General features: G+C 63.4%; 24 protein-coding genes. 12 read left to right on the forward strand and 12 right to left on the reverse strand.

Annotated elements, in window-relative coordinates; genetic code table 11:
- Positions 1–7: 7 nt before the first annotated feature.
- Positions 8–313, reverse strand: a complete 306-nt coding sequence (clpS, locus tag CK215_RS08115) for an ATP-dependent Clp protease adapter ClpS (RefSeq protein ID WP_040989718.1) — start codon at positions 311–313, stop codon at positions 8–10.
- A 97-nt stretch (positions 314–410) separates the two neighbouring features.
- Positions 411–731, reverse strand: coding sequence for a hypothetical protein (locus tag CK215_RS08120; RefSeq protein WP_245418642.1), 321 nt, complete (start codon positions 729–731; stop codon positions 411–413).
- On the opposite strand from CK215_RS08120, the gene CK215_RS31270 reads away from it, so the two are divergent.
- Positions 730–900, forward strand: coding sequence for a hypothetical protein (locus CK215_RS31270; protein WP_170950257.1), 171 nt, complete (start codon positions 730–732; stop codon positions 898–900). The genes CK215_RS08120 and CK215_RS31270 overlap by 2 nt on opposite strands.
- Here CK215_RS31270 and CK215_RS08125 read toward each other — a convergent pair.
- Both CK215_RS08125 and CK215_RS08130 read right to left on the reverse strand, forming a co-directional pair.
- On the reverse strand, positions 897–1,145 hold the full coding sequence (locus CK215_RS08125; RefSeq protein WP_066994288.1) for a hypothetical protein: 249 nt from the start codon (positions 1,143–1,145) through the stop codon (positions 897–899). The genes CK215_RS31270 and CK215_RS08125 overlap by 4 nt on opposite strands.
- Before the next feature lie 40 nt (positions 1,146–1,185).
- Positions 1,186–1,488, reverse strand: a complete 303-nt coding sequence (locus CK215_RS08130) for a hypothetical protein (RefSeq protein WP_066994286.1) — start codon at positions 1,486–1,488, stop codon at positions 1,186–1,188.
- Between the two features lie 237 nt (positions 1,489–1,725).
- Here CK215_RS08130 and CK215_RS08135 point away from each other — a divergent pair, with 237 nt between their 5' ends.
- The 3 genes from CK215_RS08135 to CK215_RS08145 all read left to right on the forward strand — a co-directional run bounded on the left by CK215_RS08135 (position 1,726) and on the right by CK215_RS08145 (position 4,423).
- Complete coding sequence (locus CK215_RS08135) at positions 1,726–2,442, forward strand: response regulator transcription factor (RefSeq protein ID WP_066994281.1); 717 nt, start codon at positions 1,726–1,728, stop codon at positions 2,440–2,442.
- Positions 2,439–3,848, forward strand: a complete 1,410-nt coding sequence (locus tag CK215_RS08140; RefSeq protein ID WP_095830642.1) for an ATP-binding protein — start codon at positions 2,439–2,441, stop codon at positions 3,846–3,848. Before CK215_RS08135 ends, CK215_RS08140 begins: the two co-directional genes overlap by 4 nt.
- 206 nt (positions 3,849–4,054) lie before the next feature.
- A complete protein-coding gene (locus CK215_RS08145; protein WP_095830643.1) occupies positions 4,055–4,423 on the forward strand; it encodes a YciI family protein in 369 nt (122 codons plus the stop codon).
- 21 nt (positions 4,424–4,444) lie between these two features.
- Here the strand turns inward: CK215_RS08145 and CK215_RS08150 are convergent, their stop codons facing one another.
- A complete protein-coding gene (locus tag CK215_RS08150) occupies positions 4,445–4,681 on the reverse strand; it encodes a hypothetical protein (protein WP_040996927.1) in 237 nt (78 codons plus the stop codon).
- A 160-nt stretch (positions 4,682–4,841) separates the two neighbouring features.
- Here CK215_RS08150 and CK215_RS08155 point away from each other — a divergent pair, with 160 nt between their 5' ends.
- Positions 4,842–6,854: a BTAD domain-containing putative transcriptional regulator gene (locus CK215_RS08155; protein ID WP_095830644.1), complete on the forward strand. Its 2,013-nt coding sequence runs from the start codon at positions 4,842–4,844 to the stop codon at positions 6,852–6,854.
- Between the two features lie 20 nt (positions 6,855–6,874).
- Here CK215_RS08155 and CK215_RS08160 read toward each other — a convergent pair whose 3' ends face one another.
- Together CK215_RS08160 and CK215_RS08165 are read right to left on the reverse strand one after the other, a co-directional pair.
- Positions 6,875–8,356, reverse strand: a complete 1,482-nt coding sequence (locus CK215_RS08160; protein ID WP_095830844.1) for an aspartate aminotransferase family protein — start codon at positions 8,354–8,356, stop codon at positions 6,875–6,877.
- A 78-nt stretch (positions 8,357–8,434) separates the two neighbouring features.
- Positions 8,435–9,520 carry a pyridoxal-phosphate dependent enzyme gene (locus tag CK215_RS08165; protein ID WP_066994265.1) on the reverse strand — a complete coding sequence of 362 codons (1,086 nt, stop codon included), beginning with the start codon at positions 9,518–9,520 and terminating at the stop codon, positions 8,435–8,437.
- 171 nt (positions 9,521–9,691) lie between these two features.
- Here CK215_RS08165 and CK215_RS08170 point away from each other — a divergent pair, with 171 nt between their 5' ends.
- The gene (locus CK215_RS08170; RefSeq protein ID WP_095830645.1) at positions 9,692–11,758 is read left to right on the forward strand and encodes a BTAD domain-containing putative transcriptional regulator; all 2,067 of its coding nucleotides are present in this window, start codon (positions 9,692–9,694) and stop codon (positions 11,756–11,758) included.
- 79 nt (positions 11,759–11,837) lie between these two features.
- Here the strand turns inward: CK215_RS08170 and CK215_RS08175 are convergent, their stop codons facing one another.
- The 5 genes from CK215_RS08175 to CK215_RS32250 form a co-directional block, all read right to left on the reverse strand.
- Positions 11,838–12,875 carry an MBL fold metallo-hydrolase gene (locus CK215_RS08175; protein ID WP_095830646.1) on the reverse strand — a complete coding sequence of 346 codons (1,038 nt, stop codon included), beginning with the start codon at positions 12,873–12,875 and terminating at the stop codon, positions 11,838–11,840.
- Positions 12,876–12,982: 107 nt separating this feature from the next.
- Complete coding sequence (gene choV / locus CK215_RS08180; protein ID WP_095823289.1) at positions 12,983–14,164, reverse strand: choline ABC transporter ATP-binding protein; 1,182 nt, start codon at positions 14,162–14,164, stop codon at positions 12,983–12,985.
- Entirely contained in the window at positions 14,161–15,015 is an 855-nt protein-coding gene (choW, locus tag CK215_RS08185; protein ID WP_066994259.1) for a choline ABC transporter permease subunit, read from the reverse strand. The genes choV and choW overlap by 4 nt, the downstream gene beginning before the upstream one ends.
- A gap of 121 nt (positions 15,016–15,136) precedes the next feature.
- Positions 15,137–16,072: a choline ABC transporter substrate-binding protein gene (locus tag CK215_RS08190; RefSeq protein WP_066994256.1), complete on the reverse strand. Its 936-nt coding sequence runs from the start codon at positions 16,070–16,072 to the stop codon at positions 15,137–15,139.
- Positions 16,073–16,095: 23 nt separating this feature from the next.
- Complete coding sequence (locus CK215_RS32250) at positions 16,096–16,218, reverse strand: hypothetical protein (protein ID WP_259979959.1); 123 nt, start codon at positions 16,216–16,218, stop codon at positions 16,096–16,098.
- Between the two features lie 87 nt (positions 16,219–16,305).
- On the opposite strand from CK215_RS32250, the gene CK215_RS08195 reads away from it, so the two are divergent.
- The 6 genes from CK215_RS08195 to CK215_RS08220 all read left to right on the forward strand — a co-directional run bounded on the left by CK215_RS08195 (position 16,306) and on the right by CK215_RS08220 (position 24,119).
- Positions 16,306–16,917, forward strand: a complete 612-nt coding sequence (locus CK215_RS08195) for a thymidine kinase (RefSeq protein ID WP_066994253.1) — start codon at positions 16,306–16,308, stop codon at positions 16,915–16,917.
- A gap of 330 nt (positions 16,918–17,247) precedes the next feature.
- Entirely contained in the window at positions 17,248–18,336 is a 1,089-nt protein-coding gene (locus CK215_RS08200) for a hypothetical protein (RefSeq protein WP_095801837.1), read from the forward strand.
- Positions 18,337–18,370: 34 nt separating this feature from the next.
- Positions 18,371–19,516: a hypothetical protein gene (locus CK215_RS08205; RefSeq protein ID WP_095830647.1), complete on the forward strand. Its 1,146-nt coding sequence runs from the start codon at positions 18,371–18,373 to the stop codon at positions 19,514–19,516.
- Positions 19,517–19,540: 24 nt separating this feature from the next.
- Positions 19,541–21,451 carry an ATP-binding protein gene (locus CK215_RS08210; RefSeq protein ID WP_095830648.1) on the forward strand — a complete coding sequence of 637 codons (1,911 nt, stop codon included), beginning with the start codon at positions 19,541–19,543 and terminating at the stop codon, positions 21,449–21,451.
- Positions 21,452–21,671: 220 nt separating this feature from the next.
- Complete coding sequence (locus tag CK215_RS08215) at positions 21,672–22,979, forward strand: DUF6638 family protein (protein ID WP_095830649.1); 1,308 nt, start codon at positions 21,672–21,674, stop codon at positions 22,977–22,979.
- A gap of 15 nt (positions 22,980–22,994) precedes the next feature.
- Positions 22,995–24,119 (forward strand): DUF2333 family protein, encoded by a 1,125-nt coding sequence (locus tag CK215_RS08220; RefSeq protein WP_095830650.1) that lies wholly within the window; start codon positions 22,995–22,997, stop codon positions 24,117–24,119.
- The last annotated feature ends 125 nt before the right edge of the window (positions 24,120–24,244 follow it).

Consider the following 24,244-nt stretch of genomic DNA (forward strand, 5'->3'; position numbering starts at 1 on the left):
AGCCGCCCTACTCTTCCGGCTCGGTCGTGAACAGCAGCGGATAGCCCTTGGCCTTGCCGGCGTCGGTTGCTCGCGCGGCCTTGGTCTCGGCAACGTCGCGCGTGAAGACGGCGACCACGCAGACGCCGCGCGTATGCGCAGTGATCATCACGCGATGCGCCTGATCCTCGCTGAGCTTGAACTCGCCTTTAAGCACCGTCACCACGAACTCCCGCGGCGTGAAGTCGTCGTTGACCAGGATGACCTTGTAGAGCTTCGGCCGCTCGGTCTTCGGCTGCGTCTTGGTACGCGGTTTGAGGACGGTCTCAGGCATTGGAATTCACCAGCTGGAAACTGGGTCTGGCTTGCACTCCCTCAGGCAGGGAAGCATTTGTCCGCTGGAGGGCGGAGAATCGAGGGACGATGAAGGCTTATGTGGGATAGCGCTGTTTGCGCTTCAACGCCCCTGCCGACCGATCGTGCGACGCACCGTCGTCCATGTTGGAACCGCGCTCCATTAACGCGCCAATCATCCAGGCGGCGAAGCCGATCAGCGTCGCGCCCGTCAGCACGATCAGGACCCAGCTCTGTGCCGGCGTGATGTAGTCGAAGCTCGATGAGATGGCCGGCGCGAAAAGTTCCGGCTCGGTCCTGCCGCTGGCGGGATCCGGCACTGGGCTGGCTGTCAAGATGATCAGCGCTCTTGCTGCCGCGGTGACAACCAAGCCGCCGAGAGCCAGCGAGCGCATCATGGACGAAAGCCGCTTCTTCATGCGGATTGTCCTACGGCACCGGCATTGCGATCGGGTTAAGGAAGTGGCGCGGCGCAAGCTGCCGGTGTCAGGATTCGGCCGCTGGAAGCCGCCCCGGCCGGTTTCGGCCGGAGCGGTCTTGAAAGATCAGGATCGAAGCCTGGATTAGGACTTCTTCGCGTCCTTCTTCGGGGCCTTCTTGACCGGGCACTTGTGGGTCTTGGTCACCTTGCAGGCCTTCTTGGCGGCGACCTTCTTCGGAGCGGTCTTCGCCGTAGCGTCAGCGGCCGGAGCCGTGGTCGTGGTCGAGGCGGCCGGAGCGGCGGTCGTCGTGGCGGCGGCGTTGCTGACAGCCGGCATCGAGAAAGCGAGAGCAACAGCGAGGCCGAGGGCGGAGAGGAGGGACTTTGTCATGGCTTCATTTCCTTTTTCATGCGGGTCGAGGAGTTGAGCGTCACTGAACCGGGTCGATCGGTGTCACTCCAAGCAGCTTCAAAGCGTTTGCGAGCATCCGGATGCCCTGCGCCTGTTTCTTGGCAGCGCAGAACCGGTTTCCCTTTCTTTGAAGTGCCTTCGCCGCGGTGACCTGCGTTGCCGCGGCATGGGTTTCGAGGGCTTCGTCAACTTGACGGTTGAGATTGGTGCAGCGCTCGGTCCGGGTCAGCGGCGTTACCTTTGCGTTGGAGGCCCCGACTGCGGCTGTGATGAGCGACATGCTAAGCAAAGCACCCATCACGCTGATCCAGAACCTCTGCATCGGTCTTGCCCGTTACTCCGGAAACTTGCGTCGCAGCCGATGACCTGACCGCCACGGCACCAGTTATGCCCTTGAAATTTTTCACGAGTTTTTCCCGAGTGTAGAATTTTGTTTCTGAATTGTTTCTGGGGAAGCCATTCCGTCCCACGTCGCCGCCACTGGCCAAGATGTGGCCCGAATTCTATCGTGTGGGTGATCACAGAAGGGCAGCTTGGCTACACAAATCGCGGGGTTCTCGTGAAATCCGACTCGCACATACTGATCGTCGATGACGACAAGGGCATACGCGACCTGCTTCAGGAGTTTTTCCAGAAGCGGGGGCTGCGCACGACAGTGGCCGCCGACGGCACCGAGATGGAGTCGATCCTGCGCCGGGCGCAGGTCGACCTGATCGTGCTCGATGTGATGCTTCCCGGTAAAAGCGGGCTGGAACTGTGCCGCGAGATCCGCGCCAATCACACGACACCGATCATCATGCTGACCGCGGTGACGGAGACGACGGATCGCGTCGTCGGGCTCGAGATGGGGGCTGATGACTATGTGCCGAAACCCTTCGATCCGCGCGAATTGCTCGCCCGCATCCGAGCGGTGCTGAGGCGCAACGGCACGGCCGAGCCGCGCCGGCCCACAGCCAAGCAGATCTACCGCTTTGCCGGCTGGACCATGGATTGCTCGCGCCGCCGGCTGACGGCGCCTGACGACGTGCGGGTGGAACTGACGATGGCGGAGTTCAACCTGCTGCAGACCTTCGTCAAGAGCGCGCAACGCGTTCTCACCCGCGAGCAGCTCATCGAGTTGTCCGGCGGCGACACCGGTTACAGCTTCGATCGCAGCGTCGACATCCTGGTCAGCCGCCTGCGCCGCAAGATGGAGGACGATCCCAAGACGCCGAAGCTGATCTTGACGGTGCGCAGCGGCGGCTATCAGTTTCTGCCCGAAACGACCTCCGAATGAGACGCTTGCTGCCGCAAACCCTGCCTGTCTGGGTTCTGCTCATCGTCATTGCCGGCCTGATGATCAGCCAGGTCGCGACGCTTTATATCGTGGCGCGCGACCGCGCCGCTGCCAACGATGTGGTTGATCTCTACCGGCTGAACGACCGCGCCTATTCGCTGGTGCAGCTGATGCATGACGCCACGCCTGAAGAACGCAAGACGACCGCGTCCGGCCTGTTCAATGCCACCTACGCATTGACCGTTTCGGACACCCCCGCCGTCACTTCCTCGATCGCCGGCGATGACCAGCTAGCCGAGCTGGAGGACATCCTGGTCGGCCGCCTGTCCAAGTTCGGCATCACCGACGCGCGTGTGCGGCGCGATCCGGCAACGCAGGAAGCCGATGTCCCGGACGGTCAGGTGATGAACAAGGATGTCGGCCAGGTCGAGCGCGATCTGCTGGTGCTGGCCGCGGATTTCGCCCAGAGCGACAAGCTGACGGCATCGCTGCGCTTTTCCGACGGCCAGTGGCTGAACTTCACCGAGCCGATCACGCCGGCTGGGCCGATCCTGAGTTGGGACAGCCTGCCGCTCTATTCGCTGATAGCGGGACTGATCATCGTGATGTCGATCTGGTCGCTGCGCCGGCTGACCGCACCCTATCGCATGATGGAGACCGCGGTGAACCGCATCGGCAAGGACCTCAAAAGCCCGCCCATCGCCGAGACCGGCAGCCGCGAGATCCGCGCCGCGGCAAAGGCGGTCAACGCCATGCAGATGCGCCTGCGCGACTATGTCGAGGACCGCGAGCACCTGGCGGCGGCACTGGCGCATGATCTGCGCACGCCGCTGACCAGGATGCGATTGCGTCTCGAGCTGCTGCGCAAATCGCCGGCCCGTGAAGCGCTGGCGCATGACCTTGCCGACATCGAGAGCATCGCAAGCTCGGTGATCGACTTCGCCAAATTCGAGGTCACCGAGGAAAAGGCCGAGCGGATCGACTTCTGGTCGCTGGTGGAGGCGGTCGCCGACATGTTCGAGGACGCTTCGTTCGACGAGGACGCCACGCCTTCGCGCGGCCTGGTCTGCATCGCGCGGCCGGTGGCGCTGCGCCGCTGCATCACCAATCTAGTCCAGAACGCCGTCACCTATGGCAAGAAGGCGCATATCGGCGTGCAGCGCTCTGGCGACACAATCACGCTCAGCATCCGCGATGAAGGGCCGGGCATTCCGCAGGCAAAGCTGGATCAGGTGTTCGGTTCCTTCGTGCGCCTCGAACAGTCGCGCAACCGCGAGACCGGCGGGCTCGGCCTCGGCCTGACCATCGCCCGCAACATCGCCCGCGGCGCCGGCGGCGAGATCAGCCTTTCCAACCATCCCGGCGGCGGCCTGCTTACGGAGCTGCGCCTGCCGCTGGCAGTTTGAGTCAGCAAGCGCTTTCCCGGCTGCTCCAGAGGACTGGATCAGCCGCGCCATCCTTGTGATAGTGCGGCCCGTCCTACAGCGCCGTGCATCCTCCAGGACGCGGGACGCCGTAGCACTTCAATTTGGTGCATGACCCTTACCGAACCGAAGGTCAGCGACGCAAAAATCGATTCTGATTTTCGGATCCCCGCACGAGGAACCGAACCATGTTCTACGCAATCCTTGCCTATCACGTCGAAGAGACCGTCCAGTCCTGGACGCCCGACGAGGATGCAGCCGTCATGAAAGACCTGCTCGAGATCAACGACGGGCTGACCCGCGCCGGCAAGCTGGGCCCGGCGGCAAGGCTGGGCGAGACGGCGAGAGCCGTCACGCTGCGCGGTCCGGGCGACGGCATGGTGATCGACGGCCCCTTTGCCGAGACCAAGGAGCAGTTGCTGGGCCTCTATGTGCTGGATTGCGCCAACCAGGACGAGGCGATAGCGGTGGCGCGCGATCTCAGGCGCGTCAATCCCACCGCCGTCTACGAGATCCGGCCGATTGCGCTTTATCTGCCGGGCGCGCCGCTGGCCTGAATTCCGGGAGAAGCGACGGATTCACCGCAGCGGGCGGCGCCCGGCGGTGCGGCTGCGCGCCGCAGCATCCGCGGGGGCTTCATCGGCCGGATAGCCGAAATCCTTCAGCTCCGAAATGGACAGACCGGCCAAAGCCCTGCGCTGCATGGCGTCCTGATACCGGCGCTGGAACCCGGCGAAGATTAACGCGATCTTGGCGGCGAGCGTGCCGGCAACTCGGGTGCTCGGCTGGCAGGTTCTGATATTGATGTAGGTCATTGTCATTCTCCCTCGTTCGAACTCACGAGGGCAGTGTCTCATCGGCGCGCTTTGGCAACGTTCGTCCAGGCGTGAAACCGCAGGAAAAACCCCGCAAAATCGTCGTTAAGTCGGCGGCGGGACATGGTATTCTGCTTAGCGCTGTTTCACGGGGCCCCGGATGCACATTCGATTGCTTGGCGGCATCGAGGTTGTCTCCGCAGGCGGGCAACCTCTGCACTTCGCGACGCGCAAGACGTCGCTGCTCTTTGCCGCGCTGGTTCTGGCCGGCCCGAAAGGGCTTCGCCGCGAGAAGGTGGCGGCGATGCTGTGGACCGGCAGCGGCGAGCAGCAGGCGCGAAACAGCCTGCGCCAGGCCCTGGTCGACATCAGGCGGCTGTTTCCGTCCACCGGCAACGAGGCCATTCGCATCGAAGGCAATGCCGACACCATCTGGCTGGTGGCGAATGACAACGAGGCCGACATCTGGATTTTCGACCGGAACTGCCAGGCCGATGACGGCGCGAGCCTCGCGGCAGCTGCCGACCTGTACCGGGGCGACCTGCTCGACGGACTGCCATCCCCCGGCGAAATCGACGAATGGCTTGCGCCGCTTCGGGCGAACTACACCCGCAACGCGTTGGACCTGGCCGAACGGCTGAGCCTCCTGCCGGAACTCGGTGAACGCGAGGAGCCGGCCTGCGAAAGACTGGCTGAGCGGCTAGTGACCTCCGACCCATGCGCCGAGCAGGCCCACCGCGCCCTGATCCGCGTCTTCCGCCGCCACGGCCGGACCAACGACGCCTTTCGTCAGTTCCTGGCCTGTAAGGAAGCGCTCAAGCGCGAGCTCGGTGTCGAGCCTGAGGAAGCGACGCGGGCGCTGATCGAACGCATCGAGGCGCCAATGGAGCTGAAGGGTTCGATAGCCGACTATGGCCAGCCCGAGGCCGAACTTTCCCGCCTGGAAGCGAAGGCGCCTCGCCCTGTCGTTTCGGTGCCGGAAAAGCCGTCGATTGCGGTCCTGCCGTTCCAGAACATGAGCGGCGACGCCGAGCAGGAATATTTCACTGACGGCGTTGTCGAGGAGATCACGACGGCGCTGTCGCATGTCAGCTGGCTGTTCGTGATCGCGCGGAATTCTGCCTTCGCCTACAAGGGCCAGGCGGTTGACGTCACCCGCGTGGCACGCGAGCTCGGGGTGCGCTATGTGCTGGAGGGCAGTGTCCGCAAGGCCGGCAGCCGGCTTCGGGTGGCAGGTCAGCTTATCGAGGCGTCGGCGGGAGTAAATCTCTGGGCCGACCGCTTCGAAGGCGATGTCTCGGAGGTGTTCGAACTGCAGGACCTCGTTGCCTCCAGTGTCATCGGCGCAATTTCACCCAGACTCGAACAGGCCGAGATGGCGCGCGCCAAGCGCAAGCCCACCGAGAGCCTCGACGCTTATGACCACTATCTGCGCGGCATGGCGAGCCTTTACCGCTGGACGAGAGAAGGGCTGGAGGAGGCGTTGCCACAGTTCCACAGGGCCATCCAGCTCGACCCCGATTTTGCCGCCGCGGAAGGCGCTGCCGCCTGGTGCTATTTCTGGCGCATGGCGAATGGCTGGATGATCGACCGGCAGAAGGAAACAGCCGAGGTATCCAGGCTGGTCGGCGACGTGGCTATCGCCGGCAAGGACGATGCGGTGGCGCTGGCTTTCAGCGGCCTGGCGCTGGGTTATGTCACCGGCGATTACGAGGCCGGATCGGCACTGGCCGACCGCGCGCTCGTGCTCAACCCGAACTGCGCAGCCGCCTGGAGCGCCAGCGGCTGCCTCAAGGCCTGCCATGACGACCCGGACATCGCAATCGAGCACATGTCGCGGGCAAGGCGGCTGAGCCCGCTCGATCCGCTGACCTTCTTCATGCAGACCTTCACTGCCTTCGCTCACTTCGTCGCCGGCCGCTACGATGCCGCCTGGCCGCTCGCCGAGGCGGCGTCGCGCGCGCAGCCCTATTATCTCACCGGCCTGCGTGTGGCGGCCGCCAGCAACGCCATGGCCGGCAGGCGGGATGCCGCGAGCAGGCACATCGCGCGCTCGCTGGAGCTCGACCCGCAACTGAAGCTTTCCAACCTCAAGCACCGGGTGGGGCAGATCAGGCCAGAATATTTCGCCAAATATGTCGAGGCGCTACGGCTGGCCGGCCTCCCGGAATGACATGTCTTGGCGCTCTCTCGTCAGTCTGGTAGCGCCGCGGTCTTGATTTCCAATCCGATGCGAAGCGTCTCACGCAGCAGGAGATCGAGGTCGTCGCGCCGCGTTCGGTGATTGGTGATCGCGACCCGCAGGCAGTGCTGCCCGTGCACCGTGGTGTCGGACACGGCTGCAATGCCTTCTTCCTGCAGCCTGAGCATGATTTCGGTGTTGAACGCCTTGAGCTGTTCCTCGGAGGCGCCGTCCAGGCGATGGCGGAAGCAGACGATGTTGATGGTGGTCGGCGCCGTCAGCTCGAGCGCCGGCTCGACCCGGATCAGCTCGGTCAGATAGCCGGCCTGGGCGATGTTCTGGTCGATCAGCCGCCCGAATTTCTCGATGCCATGCTCCTTGAGCGACATCCAGATCTTGAGCGCGCGAAAACCGCGCGATGTCTGCAGGCCATAGTCGTGCAGCCATTGCCCTGAGGCGAGGCCACGCGGCGTCGATTCCAGATATTCCGGCGTGACGGCGAAGGCGTTGCGGTGGGCGACGGCGTCGCGAACCAGCGCACAGCCCGCTTCGAAGGGCGCGTGCAGCCATTTGTGCGGGTCGAGCGCGATGGAATGGGCGCGTTCGATGCCGGCGACGAGCGATCTGTTTTCAGGCGCGATGGCGATCAGGGCGCCGATGCAGCCATCGACATGAAACCAGAGGTCTTCCTCTGCCGCCAACACGGCCAACGCCCGCAAGTCGTCGATCGCGCCCGTGTTGACGGTTCCTGCGGTGCCGATGATGCAAGCCGGCTTGAAACCTGCCGCGCGGTCTTCCGCGATGGCGGTCTTGAGCGCATCGACATCGATGCGCAGATCGGCGTCGGTCGAGACCCGCCGCAGCGCCCGGTTGCCGAGGCCGAGCGCTTCCATGGCCTTGCGGTGGCAGGAATGGACCTGGTCCGAGGCATAGAAGCGCAACGGTTTTGGGATCGCCCCGACACCCCTTTCGCGCACGTCGACGCCTGCTTTGGCATTGCGCGCCACGGTCAAACCGATGAGGTTGGCCATCGAGCCGCCGCTGACAAGCGTGCCGCTGGCCGAAGCCGGGAAGCCCACCATCTCCTTGCACCAGTCGACCACCTGGCTGTCCATCAGCCCGGCGGCGTGATTGCCGCCGCCGAGGTTCGAGCCCTGGATCGCCGCCAGGAAATCGCCCAGCGCGCCCGTGAAATTGCTTGACCCCATATACCAGGACCAGAAGCGCGGATGGATGTTGCCCATCGGATAGGCCATGACGTTGCGGGCGACATCGCCATAGACCTCGGCTATCGGTGCCGGCGAGCGCGGCAGCGGCGCCGAGAAGAAGGCGCGAACCTCGACCGGCATTTGGTGCCACACCGGACGGTCCCGGACATCCTTGAGATAAGCGACAGCATCCTCCACGATCCGATGCGACAGGGCCTGCATCTCGGCCCAGTCTGGCGGGTCGAGCGTCTCATCCATCACCGCTGCTTCCTGCAAAGTGTCCATTCGCTGCTCCCCCGCCATCATTCCTGGATCGTCGCGCGGCGCCGCCATCCGAGTGGACAGCAGCGCCGCGATTTGTCCTCAGGCGTCGAACTGGCAGCCTGGTGTGGAGCGCGACAGTGCCGTCTCCTCGGCATCCATCTCAGCCTCGATTCCGTCGAAGAGCGGGGTCGACATGTAGCGCTCGCCGGTGTCGGGCAGCATGCACAGGATCACCGAGCCAGCCGGAGCGGTGCCCGCGATCTGGCGCGCGACGGCGAAGGTGGCGCCGCCTGAAATGCCGGTGAAGATGCCTTCCTGCTGCGCCAGGGCCTTGGCCCATTTAATGCCTTCCGGGCCGGCGATCGGCACCACATCGTCATAGTAGCGCTTGTCGATCGCCTCCTGCAGCACGTTGGGGATGAAGTCCGGCGTCCAGCCCTGGATCGGATGCGGCTCGAAGGCCGGATGGCTGGCGGACGGCGCACCGCCCTGGCCACGCTCCTGCGGCTTGCCGCTGCCGATAAGCTGCGCGTTCGCCGGTTCGGCAAGCACGATGCGGACATCCGGCCGCTCGCGGCGCAGCACCCGGCCGACGCCGGCCACGGTCCCGCCGGTGCCGTAGCCGGTGACCAGCACGTCGAGGCGCGACCCTGCGAAATCGTTGATGATCTCGCGCGCCGTGGTCGCCTCGTGGATGGCGGCATTGGCTTCCGTCTCGAACTGGCGCGCCAGGAACCAGCCGTTGGCGTCGGCGAGTTCCACCGCCTTCTTGTACATCCCGAAACCCTTCTGGGCGCGCGGCGTCAGCACCACCTTGGCGCCAAGCATGCGCATCAGCTTGCGGCGCTCGATCGAGAAGCTGTCGGCCATCGTCACCACCAGCGGGTAGCCCTTCTGCGCGCAGACCATGGCAAGGCCGATGCCGGTGTTGCCACTGGTCGCCTCGACGACGGTCTGGCCCGGCTTCAGCTTGCCGCTGCGCTCGCCTTCCTCGATGATGTTGAGCGCCAGCCGGTCCTTCACCGAGGCCGCCGGATTGAAGAACTCGGCCTTCACATAGATGGTCGCGTGGCCGGGGCCGAGATTGTTGATACGGATGACCGGCGTGTCGCCGACGGTGTCGAGAATGCTATCGAACAGCCGGCCGCGACCGGCAGTGGTCCTGATTTTCAACTTCTGCAACATGGGCTTTTCTCCTCGCGATCTCACGCGCCGGTTACAGACCGGCGACTTGGGCGGCGCGGTTTCGACACCTTGCCGCGTTAGGTTGCTTGACCTGCCGCGAATGCGGCAACGGCGGCATTCCGGCATGGAATTGGGCTGCCGGATGCTTCCTGTCGTCTTTGGTGATAGAACATGGACCAACTGGTGAGCGTTGGAGAAAGCGTGGGAACATACGTGGAATCCAGCCGATCGAGCCCGAACGACACTGCCGCCGCCCTGTCCTTGCGACTGCTTGGGCAACTGACGATCGCGCGTGGCGGCGAGCCGGTTAAATTGCCCTCTTCGCGCAAGTTGCGCGCGCTGCTGGCCTATCTGGCGCTCGCGCCACATCCGGTCAGCCGCAGCCGGCTTTGCGAGCTTCTGTGGGATGTGCCGAACGATCCGCGCGGCGAGCTTCGCTGGTGCCTGAGCAAGCTTCGCGGCGCGCTGGACCAACCGGGCCTGCACCGGATCGAGACCGAGGGCGACACCGTGGCGCTTCGTCTTGCCGATACGAACGTCGATGCCGTCGAAGCCGCCGCAGCGGTCGCCGAAGGGATCGAGACGCTCAGCCTCGGGCGTCTTCGGACGCTTGCGCAGCTCTTCGCCGGCGATTTCCTTGACGGGCTGGAGCTCGATCGGAGCCCGCATTTCACCAGTTGGCTGACCGCGCAACGCCGCCGTTTCAGCTCGTGCCACGTCGCCGTTCTGGAGCACATCATCGGCCTGCTCCCCCAGGGAGCCGATGAAGCGGGCGCCTATCTGGACAGATGGCTGGAACTCGCGCCCTTCGATGGCCGCGCCCATGTGGCGCTGCTGGAAAACCTTGCGCGGCGGGGACAGATCGGCGCCGGTGAGGAGCATATTGCAACCGCGGCGGAACTCTTCCGCTCCGAGGAGCTGGATGTCGCTCCGTTGCGGGAAGCATGGCACGAGATCAAGGCACGCCATTCCAGCGCAACGCCATGCGCGCGATCCGGACTAGCTCTTCCGGCCCCACAAGCACCGATCGTTGCCGTCGAATCCGAACCCGCATCGGTGCGCCGGGCCTCGTTGGCGGTGATGCCGTTCGCGGAAAGCGCCGTCAATTTCCGTGGCGGGCTTGCCGATGGCTTGACCCACGACATCATAACGCGGCTCGCCAAGCTTCGCGATTTCTTCGTCATTGCCCGCGGATCGGTTTTCGCGCTGGCCGAGAAGGACATCGCGCCGGAGGACGCCGGGCGCCGGCTGAATGTCGACTATGTGGCGACAGGCTCGGTCCGCAGCCTTTCGGGCAGGGTGATCGTCTCGGTCGAGCTCGTCGAGGTCCGCACCGCGAGGATCGTATGGGCCGAGACCTTCGAGCACAGGCCGGACGAGATCTTCACGGTGATAGACGACATCGGCAACAGCATCGTCTCTTCGATCGCCGCCGAGATCGCGACCGTCGAGCGAAACCGGGCAATGCTGAAGGCGCCGAATTCGCTGAATGCATGGGAAGCCTATCATCGCGGGCTCTGGCACATGTACCGCTTCACCCGCCAGGAAAACGAACTGGCGCAGCAGTTCTTCAATGACGCCCTGAAGCTCGACCCGACCTTCGCCCGAGCCTATGCAGGCCTCTCCTTCACGCATTGGCAGAATGCCTTTCAGCGTTGGGGCGATCGCGACCGTGAGGCGTCGCTGGCTTTCGCAACCGCGGGTCACAGCCTCCTGGTCGATGACCGCAATCCGGCCGCGCACTGGGCGATGGGCCGCGCCTTGTGGCTGCGCGGCGAGCAGGACAGCTCGCTGCTCGAACTGGCAAAGGCCGTCGACCTCAGTCCGAACTTCGCGCTCGGCCACTATGCCCTGTCCTTTGTCCATTCGCAGTCGGGCGATCCGCAATCGGCGATCGGCTCCTCCGATCACTCGCGCCATCTCAGCCCCTTTGACCCATTGCTGTTCGGCATGATGGGCGCGCGGGCCATGGCCCATGCGCGGCTGGGCGAATACGATGAAGCCGCTGAATGGGCGCTGAAAGCTGCGGCCAGGCCCAACGCCCATGTCATCATCCTGGCGATCGCCGCGCACTGCCTGGCGCTGGCCGGCCGCCAGGACGAGGCACGAAACTTCGCCGCCGCGATCCGCACCACGTGGCCCGACTATCGGGCGGACGATTTCATCGCCACCTTCCGCTTCGACCGGGACGGCGAAGCCCTGTTCCGCAGAGGCGCGATGCTGATCGGATTGAATTGACCGAGGTCTGGCCGAGCCGAGAATGGCGACCAGGAACGCGGCGTTTGCAGGCCGGCATCAACTTGAATATCAATAGACCTTAGTGGATCAGCGGACCGCTGGCCTTCCGCCACGCATCGATGCCGCCCTGGATGTGGCGGGCGCTCGATATTCCGCGATCCTGTGCCGCCTGCACGGCCATCGCCGAGCGCTCGCCGAAGGCGCAATAGAACAGGATCTGCTTGGCTGTCGATTTCGCCAGCTCGTGCAGCATTCCGCCAGCGGCGATATTCTCCTGCAGCCGCGCATAGGGCAGATGGATCGCGCCGGGGATGACGCCGTGACGATCCCGCTCGGATTGCTCGCGCAGGTCGATCAGCGCCACGTCTGGCCGACCGACCAGCGCCAGCGCCTGTTCGGCGGTCACTGCCCAGCCGCGGCTGGCGATGTCGTCCTGATGCAGCCCCACCCGCATGTTGGCCGGCACGGCCACATCCATCATCTTCGGATTGGACAGCTTTAGGTTGTTCATGATGTTCACGTATTCGTCCACCGACTTCACGTGCAGGCGCGGATTGAAGGCCTTTTCCTCGCCGATCGTCGACACGGTTTCGCCCTTGTAGTCGTGTGCCGGAAAGATCAGCGTCTCGTCGGGAAGCTTGAGCAGGCGGCCGAAGATCGATTCGTATTGCTGGCGCGGATCGCCGTTCTGGAAGTCGGTGCGGCCGGTGCCGCGAATGAGCAGCGTGTCGCCGGTGAAGACGCGGTCCGGCAGGACGAAGCTGTAGGAATCGTCGGTGTGGCCGGGCGTATAGACGACGTCCAGCGCCAGTCCCTCGATGGCAAGCTTGTCGCCGTCGGCAAGCCGCATCGACACGACGTCGGCCTTGGTCTGCTCACCCATCACGGTGACGCAATGCGTCCTGTCGCGCAGCGCGCCGAGCCCGGTGATGTGGTCGGCATGAAGATGTGTGTCGACCGCTTTGACCAGTCTGAGGTCGAGCTCGTTGACCAGTTGCAGGTAGCGTTCGACCTTCTCCAGCACCGGATCGATGATCAGTGCCTCGCCGCCGCGGCGGCTGGCGAGGAGATAGGAATAAGTGCCCGAAACGGAATCGAAAAGCTGACGGAAGATCATTTTATCGGCCCCATGCGCGAGCGGCCCACCCCGGCTGCCGACCAAGTCTAGATCAAGCATGAGGTGCCCGCCAGCGAACACTTCATGCTTGAGCTAAGGCCGAGCTCCTACCGCCTGAGCACCGCGCTCAGCACGTCGCGGATGCCGATCGCGCCGACGAAGCGCGAGCCTTCGTCGAACAGCGCCACCGGTGCCGTCTGCGAGCGGTGCATGGCGAGCATCACCGTCTTCAGCGACGTGCCGGGATTGGCCCAGAACACCTGCGCACCCTCCTCCGGCTGCCTCTCGACCTCGGCGCAGGATACCCACACCGCCGGCTTGCCGTCGCGTTCGGCCGCCGCCACCAGGCCATGCTCGTCGATCTTGAAGCGCGTCGTCTTGCGCCGGTCGAGCCAGACCCAGCCATTCTCGCCCTGCTCGAGATCGCGGCGATCGCGCATCACGTTCCAGGCGGTGAGCACCGAGAGCGGATTCACATTGGCGATGAAGTCGCGGACATAGTCGTTGGCCGGCCTGAGCACGATGTCTTCCGGCGCGCCGGTCTGGACGATGCGCCCGCCTTCCATGATGGTGATGTGGCTGCCGATCTTCAGCGCCTCCTCGAGGTCATGGCTGACGAAGATGATGGTCTTCTTCAGCGCCGCCTGGAGCTGCAGGAGCTCGTCCTGCAGCTTGGTGCGGATCAGCGGATCGAGGGCCGAGAACGGCTCGTCCATCAACAGGATCGGCGCCTCGGTGGCGAAGGCGCGGGCGAGGCCGACGCGCTGCTGCATGCCGCCAGAAAGTTCATGCGCGTATTTCTTCGACCACTGGTCGAGATGGACCAGCTGGAGCTGCTTCTGCACCCGTGCCTTGCGCTCGGCCTCCGGCACGCCGGCGAGTTCAAGGCCGAAGCCGACATTCTCCTCGACCGTGCGCCACGGCAGCAGGCCGAACTGTTGGAACACCATCGCCACCTGCTTCTGCCGCAGACGTCTCAGTGTCGGCTCGTCGCAGGTGACGACGTCGACCGTGCGGTCGCCGTCATTGACCAGCACCTGGCCGCGCGACACCACGTTCAATCGGTTGACGGCTCTCAGCAGCGTCGACTTGCCGGAGCCGGAAAGGCCCATCAGCACCGAGATCTCGCCCTCATGCACGGTGAGGTTGGCGCCGGCGCAGCCCAGCACGTTGCCGGTCTTTTCGAGGATTTCGGCGCGGGTTGCGCCCTGGTCGATCAGCGCGAGGGATTTCGCCTGGTCGGCACCGAAGACGATATCGACATTCTTGAAATCGACGGCGACGGTCATTTCTTGCCTCCAACGCCGATGCGGGTCATGCGATCGAGCACGATGGCGAGCACGACGATGGCAAGGCCTGCTTCAAGCCCGAGGTCGATCTTGCGGGAGCCCAGCGCGCGGTTGATTTCGGTGCCGAGACCGCCGGCGCCGATCAGCGCCGCGAACACCACCATGGACAGCGACAGCATGATCGACTGGGTCAGCCCCGCCATGATCGTGGGCAGCGCCGAGGGCAATTCGACCTTCCACAGAAGCTGGTTCTTGGTGGCGCCGAAGGACTCGCCCGCCTCGATGATCGCCTTGGGCACCGAGACGATGCCGAGATGGGTGAGACGCACCGCCGTCGGGATGACGAAGATGATGGTGACGATGAGGCCGGGCGCGTTGCCCAGCCCGAACAGCGTCAGCACCGGGATCAGGTAGACGAAGGTCGGCAGCGTCTGCATCAGGTCAAGCACCGGCAGCATCACGCGGTAGACCTTCGGCTTGTGCGCCGCCCAGATGCCGAGCGGCACGCCGATCGCCATTGCCATGGCGGCGGCGGCCACCACCAGCACCAGTGTCTGCACTGTCTGTTTCCAGAGGTTCTGGTTAATGATGAAGATGAGGCCGATGAAGACGCCGATGGCGAGCGGCCGCGAGCGTTGCAGGAACCAGGCGATGACGGCGACGACCAGCGCCAGCAGAACCGGCGGCAGCATCAGCAGGAGGTCCACCGCCCCGTCGAGGATGAAGTTCAGGCCGTTCGAAAAGGCCCTGAAGACGGTATCGAAATTCTCGGTGAGGAAGCCGAAGAAGGCCTTGCCCCATGGACCTATGGGAATCTTGTAGGCGACCAGAAATTTCGAGATCGGATCCATCTTTCCCCTCTTTGATCCTTGCCGCCCTTGCCGAGCGGTCACCTTCTCACAGCATATGAAAAAGGGCAGCCTTTTCCAGTGGCTGCCCCTTTCCGGAGATCATGCCGGACTCAAAGCCGGCTCAGCTCCCGAGCGCAGTCTTGATGGCCGCAGCCGCATCGCCGCCGTCGAAGGTGGTCACGCCGGCGATCCAGGGCGCGATCGCGTCCGGATGCTTCTTCAGCCAGTCGGTGGCGACCGTCTGGGCATCGCCGCCTTTCAGGATCGCGTCCATCATCTCGCCTTCCATGTCGAGATTGAATTTCAGGTTGGAGATGAACTTGCCGGCATTCGGGCACTCGGTGGTGTAGCCCTTGCGCGTGTTGGTATAGACGGTGGCGGCGCCGAAACCGCTGTCGCCCATCCCGTCGAGATAGGTGATCTTCATGGCGCCCATCACCGGATGCGGCGTCCAGCCGAGGAAGGCGATCCACTCATTGTTCTTCATCGACTGCTCGGCCTGCGTCAGCATGCCGGCTTCCGAGGACTCGACCAGCTCGAAGCCTTCGAGATTGTCCTTCGGGTTCTTGATCATGTCGAGGATGATGCGGTTGCCGTCATTGCCGGCCTCGATGCCGTAGATCTTGCCGTTGAACTTGTCCTTGAACTTGCCGAGATCGGTCAGCGTCTTGACGCCCGCATCTGCGACATAGGTCGGCACGACGATGCCGTAGCCGGCGCCGGTCAGGTTGGTGCTTACCGTCTCGACCGAGCCGTCGGCGGTATAGTCCTTGATGTCATTGGTCATCGACGGCATCCAGTTGCCGAGAAAGACGTCGAGGTCCTTGTTCTTCAGCGACGCATAAGTCACCGGCACCGAAAGCTGGATCACCTGCGGCTCGTAGCCGAGCGCGGTGAGCAGCACCGAAGCCACCCCGGTGGTTGCCTGGATATCGGTCCAGCCGACATCGGACAGTCGCACGGCCTTGCAGCTCGCCGGATCGCCGGCATAGGCCGCGGTCGTGGACAGAAGCGCCGCCAGCCCGAGGCCGGCGACGAAGGATTTCATACGCGACATGAACTTTCTCCCATTGCGGTTTTTTAAAGCGGCGCGAAGTCACGGTTCTTGCGCCCGCCTTGTTTCGCCAGCCAAACACCATTTTGATGCGGTTTCAAGCGGTTCCACACCGCGATCAACGGCGCGCGCTTGCCATTCAGCGACATGCCGCGCTTTCCGGCGGGCCCGCTTTTTTGGTGGAAGGAGCCCGCGGCCCCTTCCCCGCCCCGCAGCAATTGAGCTTAAACACCCATATGGCCAAGCTCTACTTCAACTACGCAACGATGAATGCCGGCAAGACGACGATGCTCCTGCAGGCATCCTACAACTATCGCGAACGCGGCATGACGACGATGCTGTTCGTCGCCGGCCATTATCGCAACGGCGACAAGGGACTGATCTCGTCGCGCATCGGTCTCGAGACCGAGGCCGAGATGTTCCGCGACGGCGACGATCTCTACGCCCGCGTCGCCGAGCATCATGAGCACACCACCGTGCATTGCATATTCGTCGACGAGGCGCAGTTCCTCGAGGAGGAGCAGGTCTGGCAGCTGGCCCGCATCGCCGACCGGCTGAACATCCCGGTCATGTGCTACGGCCTGCGCACCGATTTCCAGGGCAAGTTGTTTTCCGGCTCGCGCGCGCTGCTCGCCATCGCCGACGATCTGCGCGAAGTGCGCACCATCTGCCGCTGCGGCCGCAAGGCGACGATGGTCGTTCGCCTCGGTCCCGACGGCAAGGTGGCAAAGCAAGGCGAGCAGGTGGCGATCGGCAAGGACGTCTATGTCTCGCTCTGCCGCCGGCACTGGGAAGAGGAAATGGGCAGGGCTGCGCCAGACGACTTCATCGGCTTTGCCCGCAACTGAGACGGGGAGCCTCGCGACTTAAGTTGGGCAATCGCTGCCATGCGCCGGCTGATGGCCGCTTGATTGCCACGATCCGGCACAAGAGATTTTGCACACTTCCCAGCGCCGCAGCTTGTCCGCAAAAACAAGAGCTTAAGGCATACCAGCTAAAGCTGCCTGAAGGCGGCGTGCATTACTCTGGCCATGAGCATGCTTGCCTTATCTTTCAAGGACCTGGCCAATTCTTTTGTTTTGCTACGTCTCCCTGTCTTCCTTCTTTCAATCGCTTGAGCCCCCACATATATTCGGCGACGTGCGACACGAAACCGGATGCCGAAGCGGGAGGCCCCTATGGCGACGTTGCAGAATTTCGATGCCGAAATTGCCAAGACCAAGCAGGTCGTCGAGGACATGCGCACCAAGATCGAGCAGTCCGGAACCGTGCTCGACACGCTGGCGCAGGCCGACAGGAAGATCGGCGATGCCAATTTCGACCTCGAGAACGCCCGCATCGAGGACGTCCTGAAACAGCAGAAGGTCATGGAAGGCAATATCGCCGACCTGATCATCGGGCTGGAGGACGCCACCAATGTCTTCGGCGCCGAATTCGAGAGCATGAAGAGCTACACCGGCTGGGAAAATCTCGTCGGCGTCTTCTCCGAGCAGCGCAAACAGCGCATGCGCACCGACCGCGTGCGCAACATGTCGCTCGCCGGCAATTTGCAGGAGCTGCTGGCGAAATCCGACACCATCGTCGGCATCCTGAAAGCCCAGAAGCAAATCCTAGACCAACGCTACAAGACCTCCGAAGCAAGCCTGTCGCAGGTGATCGAGCGCCGCAAGGCGACTATGACCAATCTCGAGGCGGTGCAGAAACGCATCGAGGAACTCAACCCGATGCTGCTCGACATCGAGAACAAGATCGCCGCCTCCACCAGCCAGAAGGAGCGCACCCAGCTCGAGGGCGAACGTTCGAAGATGGCGACCGAGTACAACGAGAAGCAGGCCAAGGAGCAGGAGCTGCTGGCCGAAAGCCAGACGCTGGAGCGCTACACCTCGATGTTTCAGACGTTTGTCGATTCCCTCAACAACCAGATCGCCGCGCAGTCGACGCTGATCAACAAGCTGACAATCGACACCGAGCAGCGCATCGTGCTCTACAAAGCTCTGGAAGACTCGCTGAAGACGGCCGCCCAGCAGGACGTCGCCCACAAGATCAACACGCTGGGCAGCCAGGTCGACAACACGGCCGAGGAGACGATGGCCGGCATCGGCGCCGCTTCGCAGAAGCACATCGGCGATCTCTTGGAGATGCACGAGAAGAATATGGTGGCCACCGCCGACATCCAGCGCCGCAAGAAACTCGCCGACGACGCCTTCGCCCGCCGCTTCGACGAGGTGATGAAGAAGCACAATTCGGCGAACTACGTGCAGCAGTAGGCGGTGTGACGGCATTCTTCGACACGGCGGTGCCATGACCCCCGAAAATGAAGCGGCGGCGCGCTACTTCTTCGCCATCACCGCGGCGCTGAGCGGGCTGGAAGTGTTCATGCGCGACGACCGCTCGCCGCTCTACCGGCACGGCATCATCGCCAAGATCGTCGCCGAATACATCGCCCGCTTGGAAAATTCATTCGACTGCTGGCGCAACCGGCTGGGCTTCATGGATACGTTCCGCATTTCGCGCGCCGACAGCGGCTATCCGGTGTTCCAGAACCTGCTCGAATTGGAGAACGACCGCCGACAGGCGGATAGCCGGCTGGCCAACATTCCGCAGGCCGGCGAGTTGCGCGAGGAGATGGCCGACTTCATCTTGCGCCACAAGGAATTTCCTGTGGCGCTGCAAAGGTCGATGGCTGAGCGGCTCTATCTGGAGGGTGTCAAGAGCGAGACCACCTTCGGTCCGTTCACCCTGGCGCAGACGGCCAAAGTCTCGGTCAATCCCAAGACCATGCGGCCTTACTACCTCGTCCACTGGGCCTCGTTCGACGGCAGCGCCAACCTGCCGCTGATCTATATGTTGACGGTCGAGGACTCCTCCGAGAGCATGGTGCGCCAGCTCGTCGACGCCAACGGCAAGCTGAACGAGAAGATCGACATTCCGCTTCCTGTCGATGGCCTGCTCAACCCCGAGCTTGCCCACCGCTTCGACGATTTCACCGAGAAGAATTCCGCCTACACGCTGTCGCCGGCGACCATCGCGGTCAATCTCGACAAGGATTTCGAGCCGCTGCATCCGAAGCAGTTGCGGCGCGTTGTGCTCGGCCCCTTCTATTCGGCCGGGATCACCGAGAACAATTCGACGGTGACCGAGGTTCTGGCCAAGGTGCGCAAGCCGGAGAACGCCTGGCTGCTCACCTGGACCATCCAGGAAGTCTTTTCCAAGTCCGAGAAGCCCGGCCGCAAGGGGCTGTTCTCCAGCGAAAAGTCTACGCAGGAATTCTTCATCAACACCGACGACCTCGAAGCGGCGCGCCAAGGCGTCTCCAGCTACGAGAACCACGCGCTGATCCCGCACGAGGCCTATCAGGCGCTCTATGCCGCGGGCGAAGCGCAGAAGATCTTTTCCGGCTACAAGGTCCACATCCTGTCCAAAGGGCAGGTCATCAGCGATGTGTGACCGTCGAATCGCGGAGTATCCGTAATGGACACCGGGCTGACCACGATCTCGGAATCGACAATCGAAAAGCATCGCGCCACCGCGCAGAGCTTCATCACCCGCATCGTCGTGCTGGAGGATCCATCGCGCGAGTCCGGCACCGCGCTCGCCGGCACCAACCGGCGCTTCGTCTCGACCGTCTCGGCCGGTTCGGTGCGCCGCACGCGCGAGGTCGAACTGTCGAAAACGGTCGCCGCGATCCATCCCGACGACCAGCTGATGAGCATCCCGCAGCACATGCTTCTCTATCGCGCCCGCCGCGGCCTGGCGATCGCGCTGGCCATATCGGATGTCTTTGCCGAGGGATCCGATCTCGAAAGCCTGCAGGCCAAGAACGCGCGAGCCCCGCTCGAAGGCGAGGAGGCGGCGGGATTCAAGAAGCTGCTGTCGGCCTCCGCCTACGTTTCGGCTTTCAGTTTCGCCTCCTACCTGTTCCAGCTCATCGACAGCGACGGCGAGGCGCCGAACGACAGTCCCGAACCCGACTTCCTGTTCGACACGCCGCAGGACGCGGTGAAGTCGATCGTGGCAGGCCTCGACAAGGCGATTGCCGGCTCCAAGGACGATGCCGATCTGATGACCAGGGCGCGCGCCTTCGCCCGCGTCGCCATTGATGGGCTGCTCGCGCGCAAGGGGCGCTTCGACGGCATCGGTCCGTTCGAGAACGCGCATATCCGCATTGATGCCGACGACTTCACGCTCGACGGCTTCGACGTCGCGCCCGGCAAGCGCTTGAAGCCGCTGGTGATGACCTTCAAGAAGCCGGAAGAGGTCGTCGGCAATCACATTGCCAAATACCAGTCGGTAAAGCTCGCCAAGATGCTGATGGCCTATGATTTCGAACGCGAGCTGAACCCCTTCGTCGAGCTCGGCGGCTTTCTGTTCACCTTCATCGGCGACGGCGCGCCAGGCACAGGCAAGACGACGCTGATCCAGATGATCGCCGGCCTCGTCAACAACTACTGTCAGGTCGCCGGCTATCCCTTCGTCTACGAGAATTTCGGGGTCGACCAGATTTCTTCCTACCAGGGCAAGTCCGGCCAGAACTGCCGGCAGTTCATCAACAATGTGCTCAATCCGCGGGCCATCGGTTTCGGCACCATCGACGACATCGACCAGGTTGCGGCGCGCCGCTCCGATGACCGCGCATCCGCCGGCCAGCAGGAGATCACGGGCGTCCTCATGGACGCATTCGCCGGCGCTTCCACCGTGGTGCGCGGCAACTGCTCCTTCGGCATGTTTTCCAACTACCCCGAAAATGTCGACGATGCGCTGCGCCAGCGCGCCGGCGCCCGCTGGCTGGTCGACGGCCCGCAGAGCCGCGACGACTACATCGATATCTTCGTGCTGCTCGCCGGCAAGAACCACAAGATCCCGCTGGGCAAGCACGAGCTCTATGCCGCGCAGGAAATCCAGCGCGCCGTGACTGCGGCTTATGAGGAGCACGAGAAGCCGCAGGAAGACGGGCTGGTGAAGGTCTATGAACGCTATATGAAGGAGAACGGCGCGCCGAAGACGATGGCCGATATCGGCACCTACCTGCACATGATCAAGGATGCCGAGCCGCGCTTCACCGGCCGCGCCATCAAGAACGTCACCGACGCCATCAAGATGCGCGCCATGGATATCGAGCTGCCGGACGACTGGTTCGAGAAGCCGGAAGCCTTCATGCACAAGAGCTACGACGACAAGAAGGCGATGATCGAGGAGTTGCGCGGGCCGTTCTCGATGGACATGGTCATGCAGGAGATCAACCGCTACGCGGATTCCGAATTCCGCTACTCCGACAAGTCCGACGACGCGGCGGTCGAGAAGCTTTTGCGCGATGCGCGGCTCCGCGAACGCGCCGCGCGCGAGATGGAGGAGTTGAAGAAAAGGGGGCTTTGGAATGCGTAACTTGCGCCAACACCCCCTTCTCCCCTTGCGGGAGAAGGTGTCGCCGCAGGCGACGGTTGAGGGGTGTTCCAGCTTGGCATCGACGGCATTCCGGCCAACACCCCTCATCCGTCTCGGCGCTGCGCGCCGATCCACCTTCTCCCACAAGGGGAGAAGGAGGGTCTGCGTCCCTCGTCCGCCCTTCAGGCACCTTCTCCCCGTGAACGGGGAGAAGGCATAGATGACCCGTCCCGCCAAAAAGCCCGACCTTCTGCGCGACAACGAGCTGATCTATGGTAGGCTGCTCGTGGTCGACGAGCCGCATCTCATCCAGCGCTACAACAAGGCTCTCGTCGCCTTCGGCCTCGAGCCGACCAAGCTGACGAGCTTCCAGATCGACCGCACCGGTTTCTCGCCCGAGGTGGCCGAGGAATGCGGCGATTACGGCTATCTCGATCCCAACGAGGTCAACCGCCGCTTCATCATCCTGACGCCGTCGCAGATCGATTTGCCGGTCGTGCACACCGCCTTCTCCAACACCTCGCAGCTGATGTTCGAGTTCATGTCCAAGAACCAGCGTGCCATCGACGCGCTGACCATCAAGGACGTCATCTACGGCGAGATCGAGGACTCCGTCCCCAAGGTCGACGACATCGAGGACCTGCTGTCGATCAATCAGGTCGAGTTCAAGGTTTTGTCGGCCGAGGACGTGCTCGGCAAGGCGGCCGAGCTCGGCAAGCTGGTCGACCGGCTGAAGCAGGAGCCCGACGCCTGGCGCGACAACGCCATGCTCGAGCGCATGGTCGGCCTGGCCAAGGTCTGCGGCGACATCCGCGAGAACGCGCTGGTGCCCGATCAGGTGATCTTCCGCCACAACGCCTACTGGACCAGCCATTTCGGCGGGCTCTACGTCTTCGTCGACCCCGACATGACGACGGTGATCAGCGATCCGGCAGCGCCCGGCTTCCGCCGCTCGCGGCCCTGGCAGGTGAGCTATCTGTCGATCAACGATGCCGACAAGGTATTCCGCTTCCTCGCCGCCACCGGCCGCCTTGACCTGCCGCGCGCTTCCTGGATCGAGACCTCGGGCTATCTGGAGCACCGCGCCGAGATGGTGGTCCGGGCGCTGATCCGCGATGCCGAGCCCAACCGCAACCTGACGGACGTCGACAAGGTCTGGCTGCAGACCTGGATCCACGGCCATGCCGACCTGATTGCCAGCGACGGCAATTTCCCCTTCCTCAACGCCGCCAAGCGCGAGATCGCCCAGTTCGGCCACCTGAAGCTTGAAGATGTGCCGCCGCGCCAGCGCTTCCTGGTTGTGCGCGCCAAGCCCGATCATCCCGATGCCTGGCTCACCAATCAGTTGATCTCGGATTTCGTGCCGCAGGACTTCGTCTCGCGCTACGTCTTCAATAAACCGGGCTTCTACAAGGACTTCGACGGCTTCAGCGATGCATGGCGATCGCATGTTGTGGACGTTCTGAAAACCACATATTTGAAGGACAAGGCGGCATTCCGCGCGCGCCTTTACGGCTTGACGGACTGAGGGGGAACGAGAGCCATGCTTGATCCGATCGTGAGTTTCTTCACCCGGATTTTCCAGTGGATCGGCCGCGGCATAGGCTTCGTCGTCGGCATTATTCTCTCGCCGTTCATATGGGCCGGCCGCTGGTACGGCCAGCGCGGCTGGATCCTGAAGGCGGTGGTCGGCCTCGCCTTGCTGGTTTTGATCGGCCTTTACGCCAACTTCTTCTACGCCACCCAGTGGTGGAACAATTTCGACCCGAACTATCCCGACAAATACACCTTCGAGAAGCGCAGCGTCTCGGCCGGCGAGCAGGTCTCCGCCGGCGCTGGCACCGACACCGCCAAGACCTGCGGCAACTCAGGGATAGCCCAGGTGGCTGCCGATCTGACGGACTTCAACGTCAACCAGAATGCCTGGGTCTCCTCGATGATCCTTTACAAGCTCGGCTTGCTCGGCATCGACTGGGACCATACGCCGTGGATGGACAACAAGGCCTCTTTTCAGCGCGGCATCAACCAGGCGGTCCGGCGCACCGCCACCGAGCTTGCCGACAATCTCGGCCGCGTGCGCACCACCTCGCAGATCGACGCCGACCTGCAGGATGCACGCGGCAATCTGCAATTCGACGAAGAGACCTGGTATTTCGGCCTCAACCCGTTCGGCCCCAAGACGCCGACGCCGAGCTACTACCGCGACGCCGTGCGCAAGCTGCGCTCCTTCAACGCTCGCCTTGCCAGCTGTCAGGCGACGTTCGATGCCCGCGCCGACAATCTGAAGCAATATATCGACCGCATCGCCAGCGACATCGGCTCGACCTCCGCGATCTTGAAGGAGCGCGCCGAGAACCATAATGACGGCTGGTTCGACTTCCGCGCCGACGACCGCTTCTGGTTCGCCTATGGCCAGCTCTACGCCTATTACGGCCTGATGAAAGCGGCGCAGGCCGACTTCGAGGACGTGATCAAGGAAAAGCACCTGCAGAATTTGTGGGACACCATGGACGCGCAATTCGTCTCGGCACTGCGCATCCAGCCCTTCATCATCGCCAACGGCCGCGAGGACGGCTGGCTGCTGCCAACGCATCTGACGACCATGGGCTTCTATATCCTGCGCGTGCGCTCCAACATGGTCGAGATCAGCAACGTGCTCAGCCAATAGCGCTGCCGCCACAGCAGGAGGGTGGCGGATTTGCGCCGTCGCGTCTGTCGCATTCCGCGCATTGCGCGGCTGTTTTGAGACGGCGGAACGATCCCTGCTCTGGCTTCTATACGCTCGCAACGACC

It is taken from the genome of Mesorhizobium sp. WSM3864 (assembly GCF_002294955.1).
GTDB lineage: Bacteria > Pseudomonadota > Alphaproteobacteria > Rhizobiales > Rhizobiaceae > Mesorhizobium.

Excerpts from the sequence above, each read along its gene's own strand:
- CK215_RS08200 (WP_095801837.1), top strand. The coding sequence starts at position 17,248 with ATGGCGACGTTGCAGAATTTCGATGCCGAAATTGCCAAGACCAAGCAG.
- choV (WP_095823289.1), bottom strand. The coding sequence starts at position 14,164 with ATGACCGTCGCCGTCGATTTCAAGAATGTCGATATCGTCTTCGGTGCC.
- clpS (WP_040989718.1), bottom strand. The coding sequence starts at position 313 with ATGCCTGAGACCGTCCTCAAACCGCGTACCAAGACGCAGCCGAAGACC.
- CK215_RS08195 (WP_066994253.1), top strand. The coding sequence starts at position 16,306 with ATGGCCAAGCTCTACTTCAACTACGCAACGATGAATGCCGGCAAGACG.
- CK215_RS08165 (WP_066994265.1), bottom strand. The coding sequence starts at position 9,520 with ATGTTGCAGAAGTTGAAAATCAGGACCACTGCCGGTCGCGGCCGGCTG.
- CK215_RS32250 (WP_259979959.1), bottom strand. The coding sequence starts at position 16,218 with ATGTCGCTGAATGGCAAGCGCGCGCCGTTGATCGCGGTGTGGAACCGC.
- choW (WP_066994259.1), bottom strand. The coding sequence starts at position 15,015 with ATGGATCCGATCTCGAAATTTCTGGTCGCCTACAAGATTCCCATAGGT.
- CK215_RS08130 (WP_066994286.1), bottom strand. The coding sequence starts at position 1,488 with ATGCAGAGGTTCTGGATCAGCGTGATGGGTGCTTTGCTTAGCATGTCG.
- CK215_RS08120 (WP_245418642.1), bottom strand. The coding sequence starts at position 731 with ATGATGCGCTCGCTGGCTCTCGGCGGCTTGGTTGTCACCGCGGCAGCA.
- CK215_RS08145 (WP_095830643.1), top strand. The coding sequence starts at position 4,055 with ATGTTCTACGCAATCCTTGCCTATCACGTCGAAGAGACCGTCCAGTCC.
- CK215_RS08140 (WP_095830642.1), top strand. The coding sequence starts at position 2,439 with ATGAGACGCTTGCTGCCGCAAACCCTGCCTGTCTGGGTTCTGCTCATC.
- CK215_RS08170 (WP_095830645.1), top strand. The coding sequence starts at position 9,692 with ATGGACCAACTGGTGAGCGTTGGAGAAAGCGTGGGAACATACGTGGAA.
- CK215_RS08155 (WP_095830644.1), top strand. The coding sequence starts at position 4,842 with ATGCACATTCGATTGCTTGGCGGCATCGAGGTTGTCTCCGCAGGCGGG.
- CK215_RS08210 (WP_095830648.1), top strand. The coding sequence starts at position 19,541 with ATGGACACCGGGCTGACCACGATCTCGGAATCGACAATCGAAAAGCAT.
- CK215_RS08160 (WP_095830844.1), bottom strand. The coding sequence starts at position 8,356 with ATGGACACTTTGCAGGAAGCAGCGGTGATGGATGAGACGCTCGACCCG.
- CK215_RS08150 (WP_040996927.1), bottom strand. The coding sequence starts at position 4,681 with ATGACCTACATCAATATCAGAACCTGCCAGCCGAGCACCCGAGTTGCC.
- CK215_RS08205 (WP_095830647.1), top strand. The coding sequence starts at position 18,371 with ATGACCCCCGAAAATGAAGCGGCGGCGCGCTACTTCTTCGCCATCACC.
- CK215_RS08175 (WP_095830646.1), bottom strand. The coding sequence starts at position 12,875 with ATGATCTTCCGTCAGCTTTTCGATTCCGTTTCGGGCACTTATTCCTAT.
- CK215_RS08215 (WP_095830649.1), top strand. The coding sequence starts at position 21,672 with ATGACCCGTCCCGCCAAAAAGCCCGACCTTCTGCGCGACAACGAGCTG.
- CK215_RS08190 (WP_066994256.1), bottom strand. The coding sequence starts at position 16,072 with ATGTCGCGTATGAAATCCTTCGTCGCCGGCCTCGGGCTGGCGGCGCTT.
- CK215_RS08125 (WP_066994288.1), bottom strand. The coding sequence starts at position 1,145 with ATGACAAAGTCCCTCCTCTCCGCCCTCGGCCTCGCTGTTGCTCTCGCT.
- CK215_RS31270 (WP_170950257.1), top strand. The coding sequence starts at position 730 with ATGGACGAAAGCCGCTTCTTCATGCGGATTGTCCTACGGCACCGGCAT.
- CK215_RS08220 (WP_095830650.1), top strand. The coding sequence starts at position 22,995 with ATGCTTGATCCGATCGTGAGTTTCTTCACCCGGATTTTCCAGTGGATC.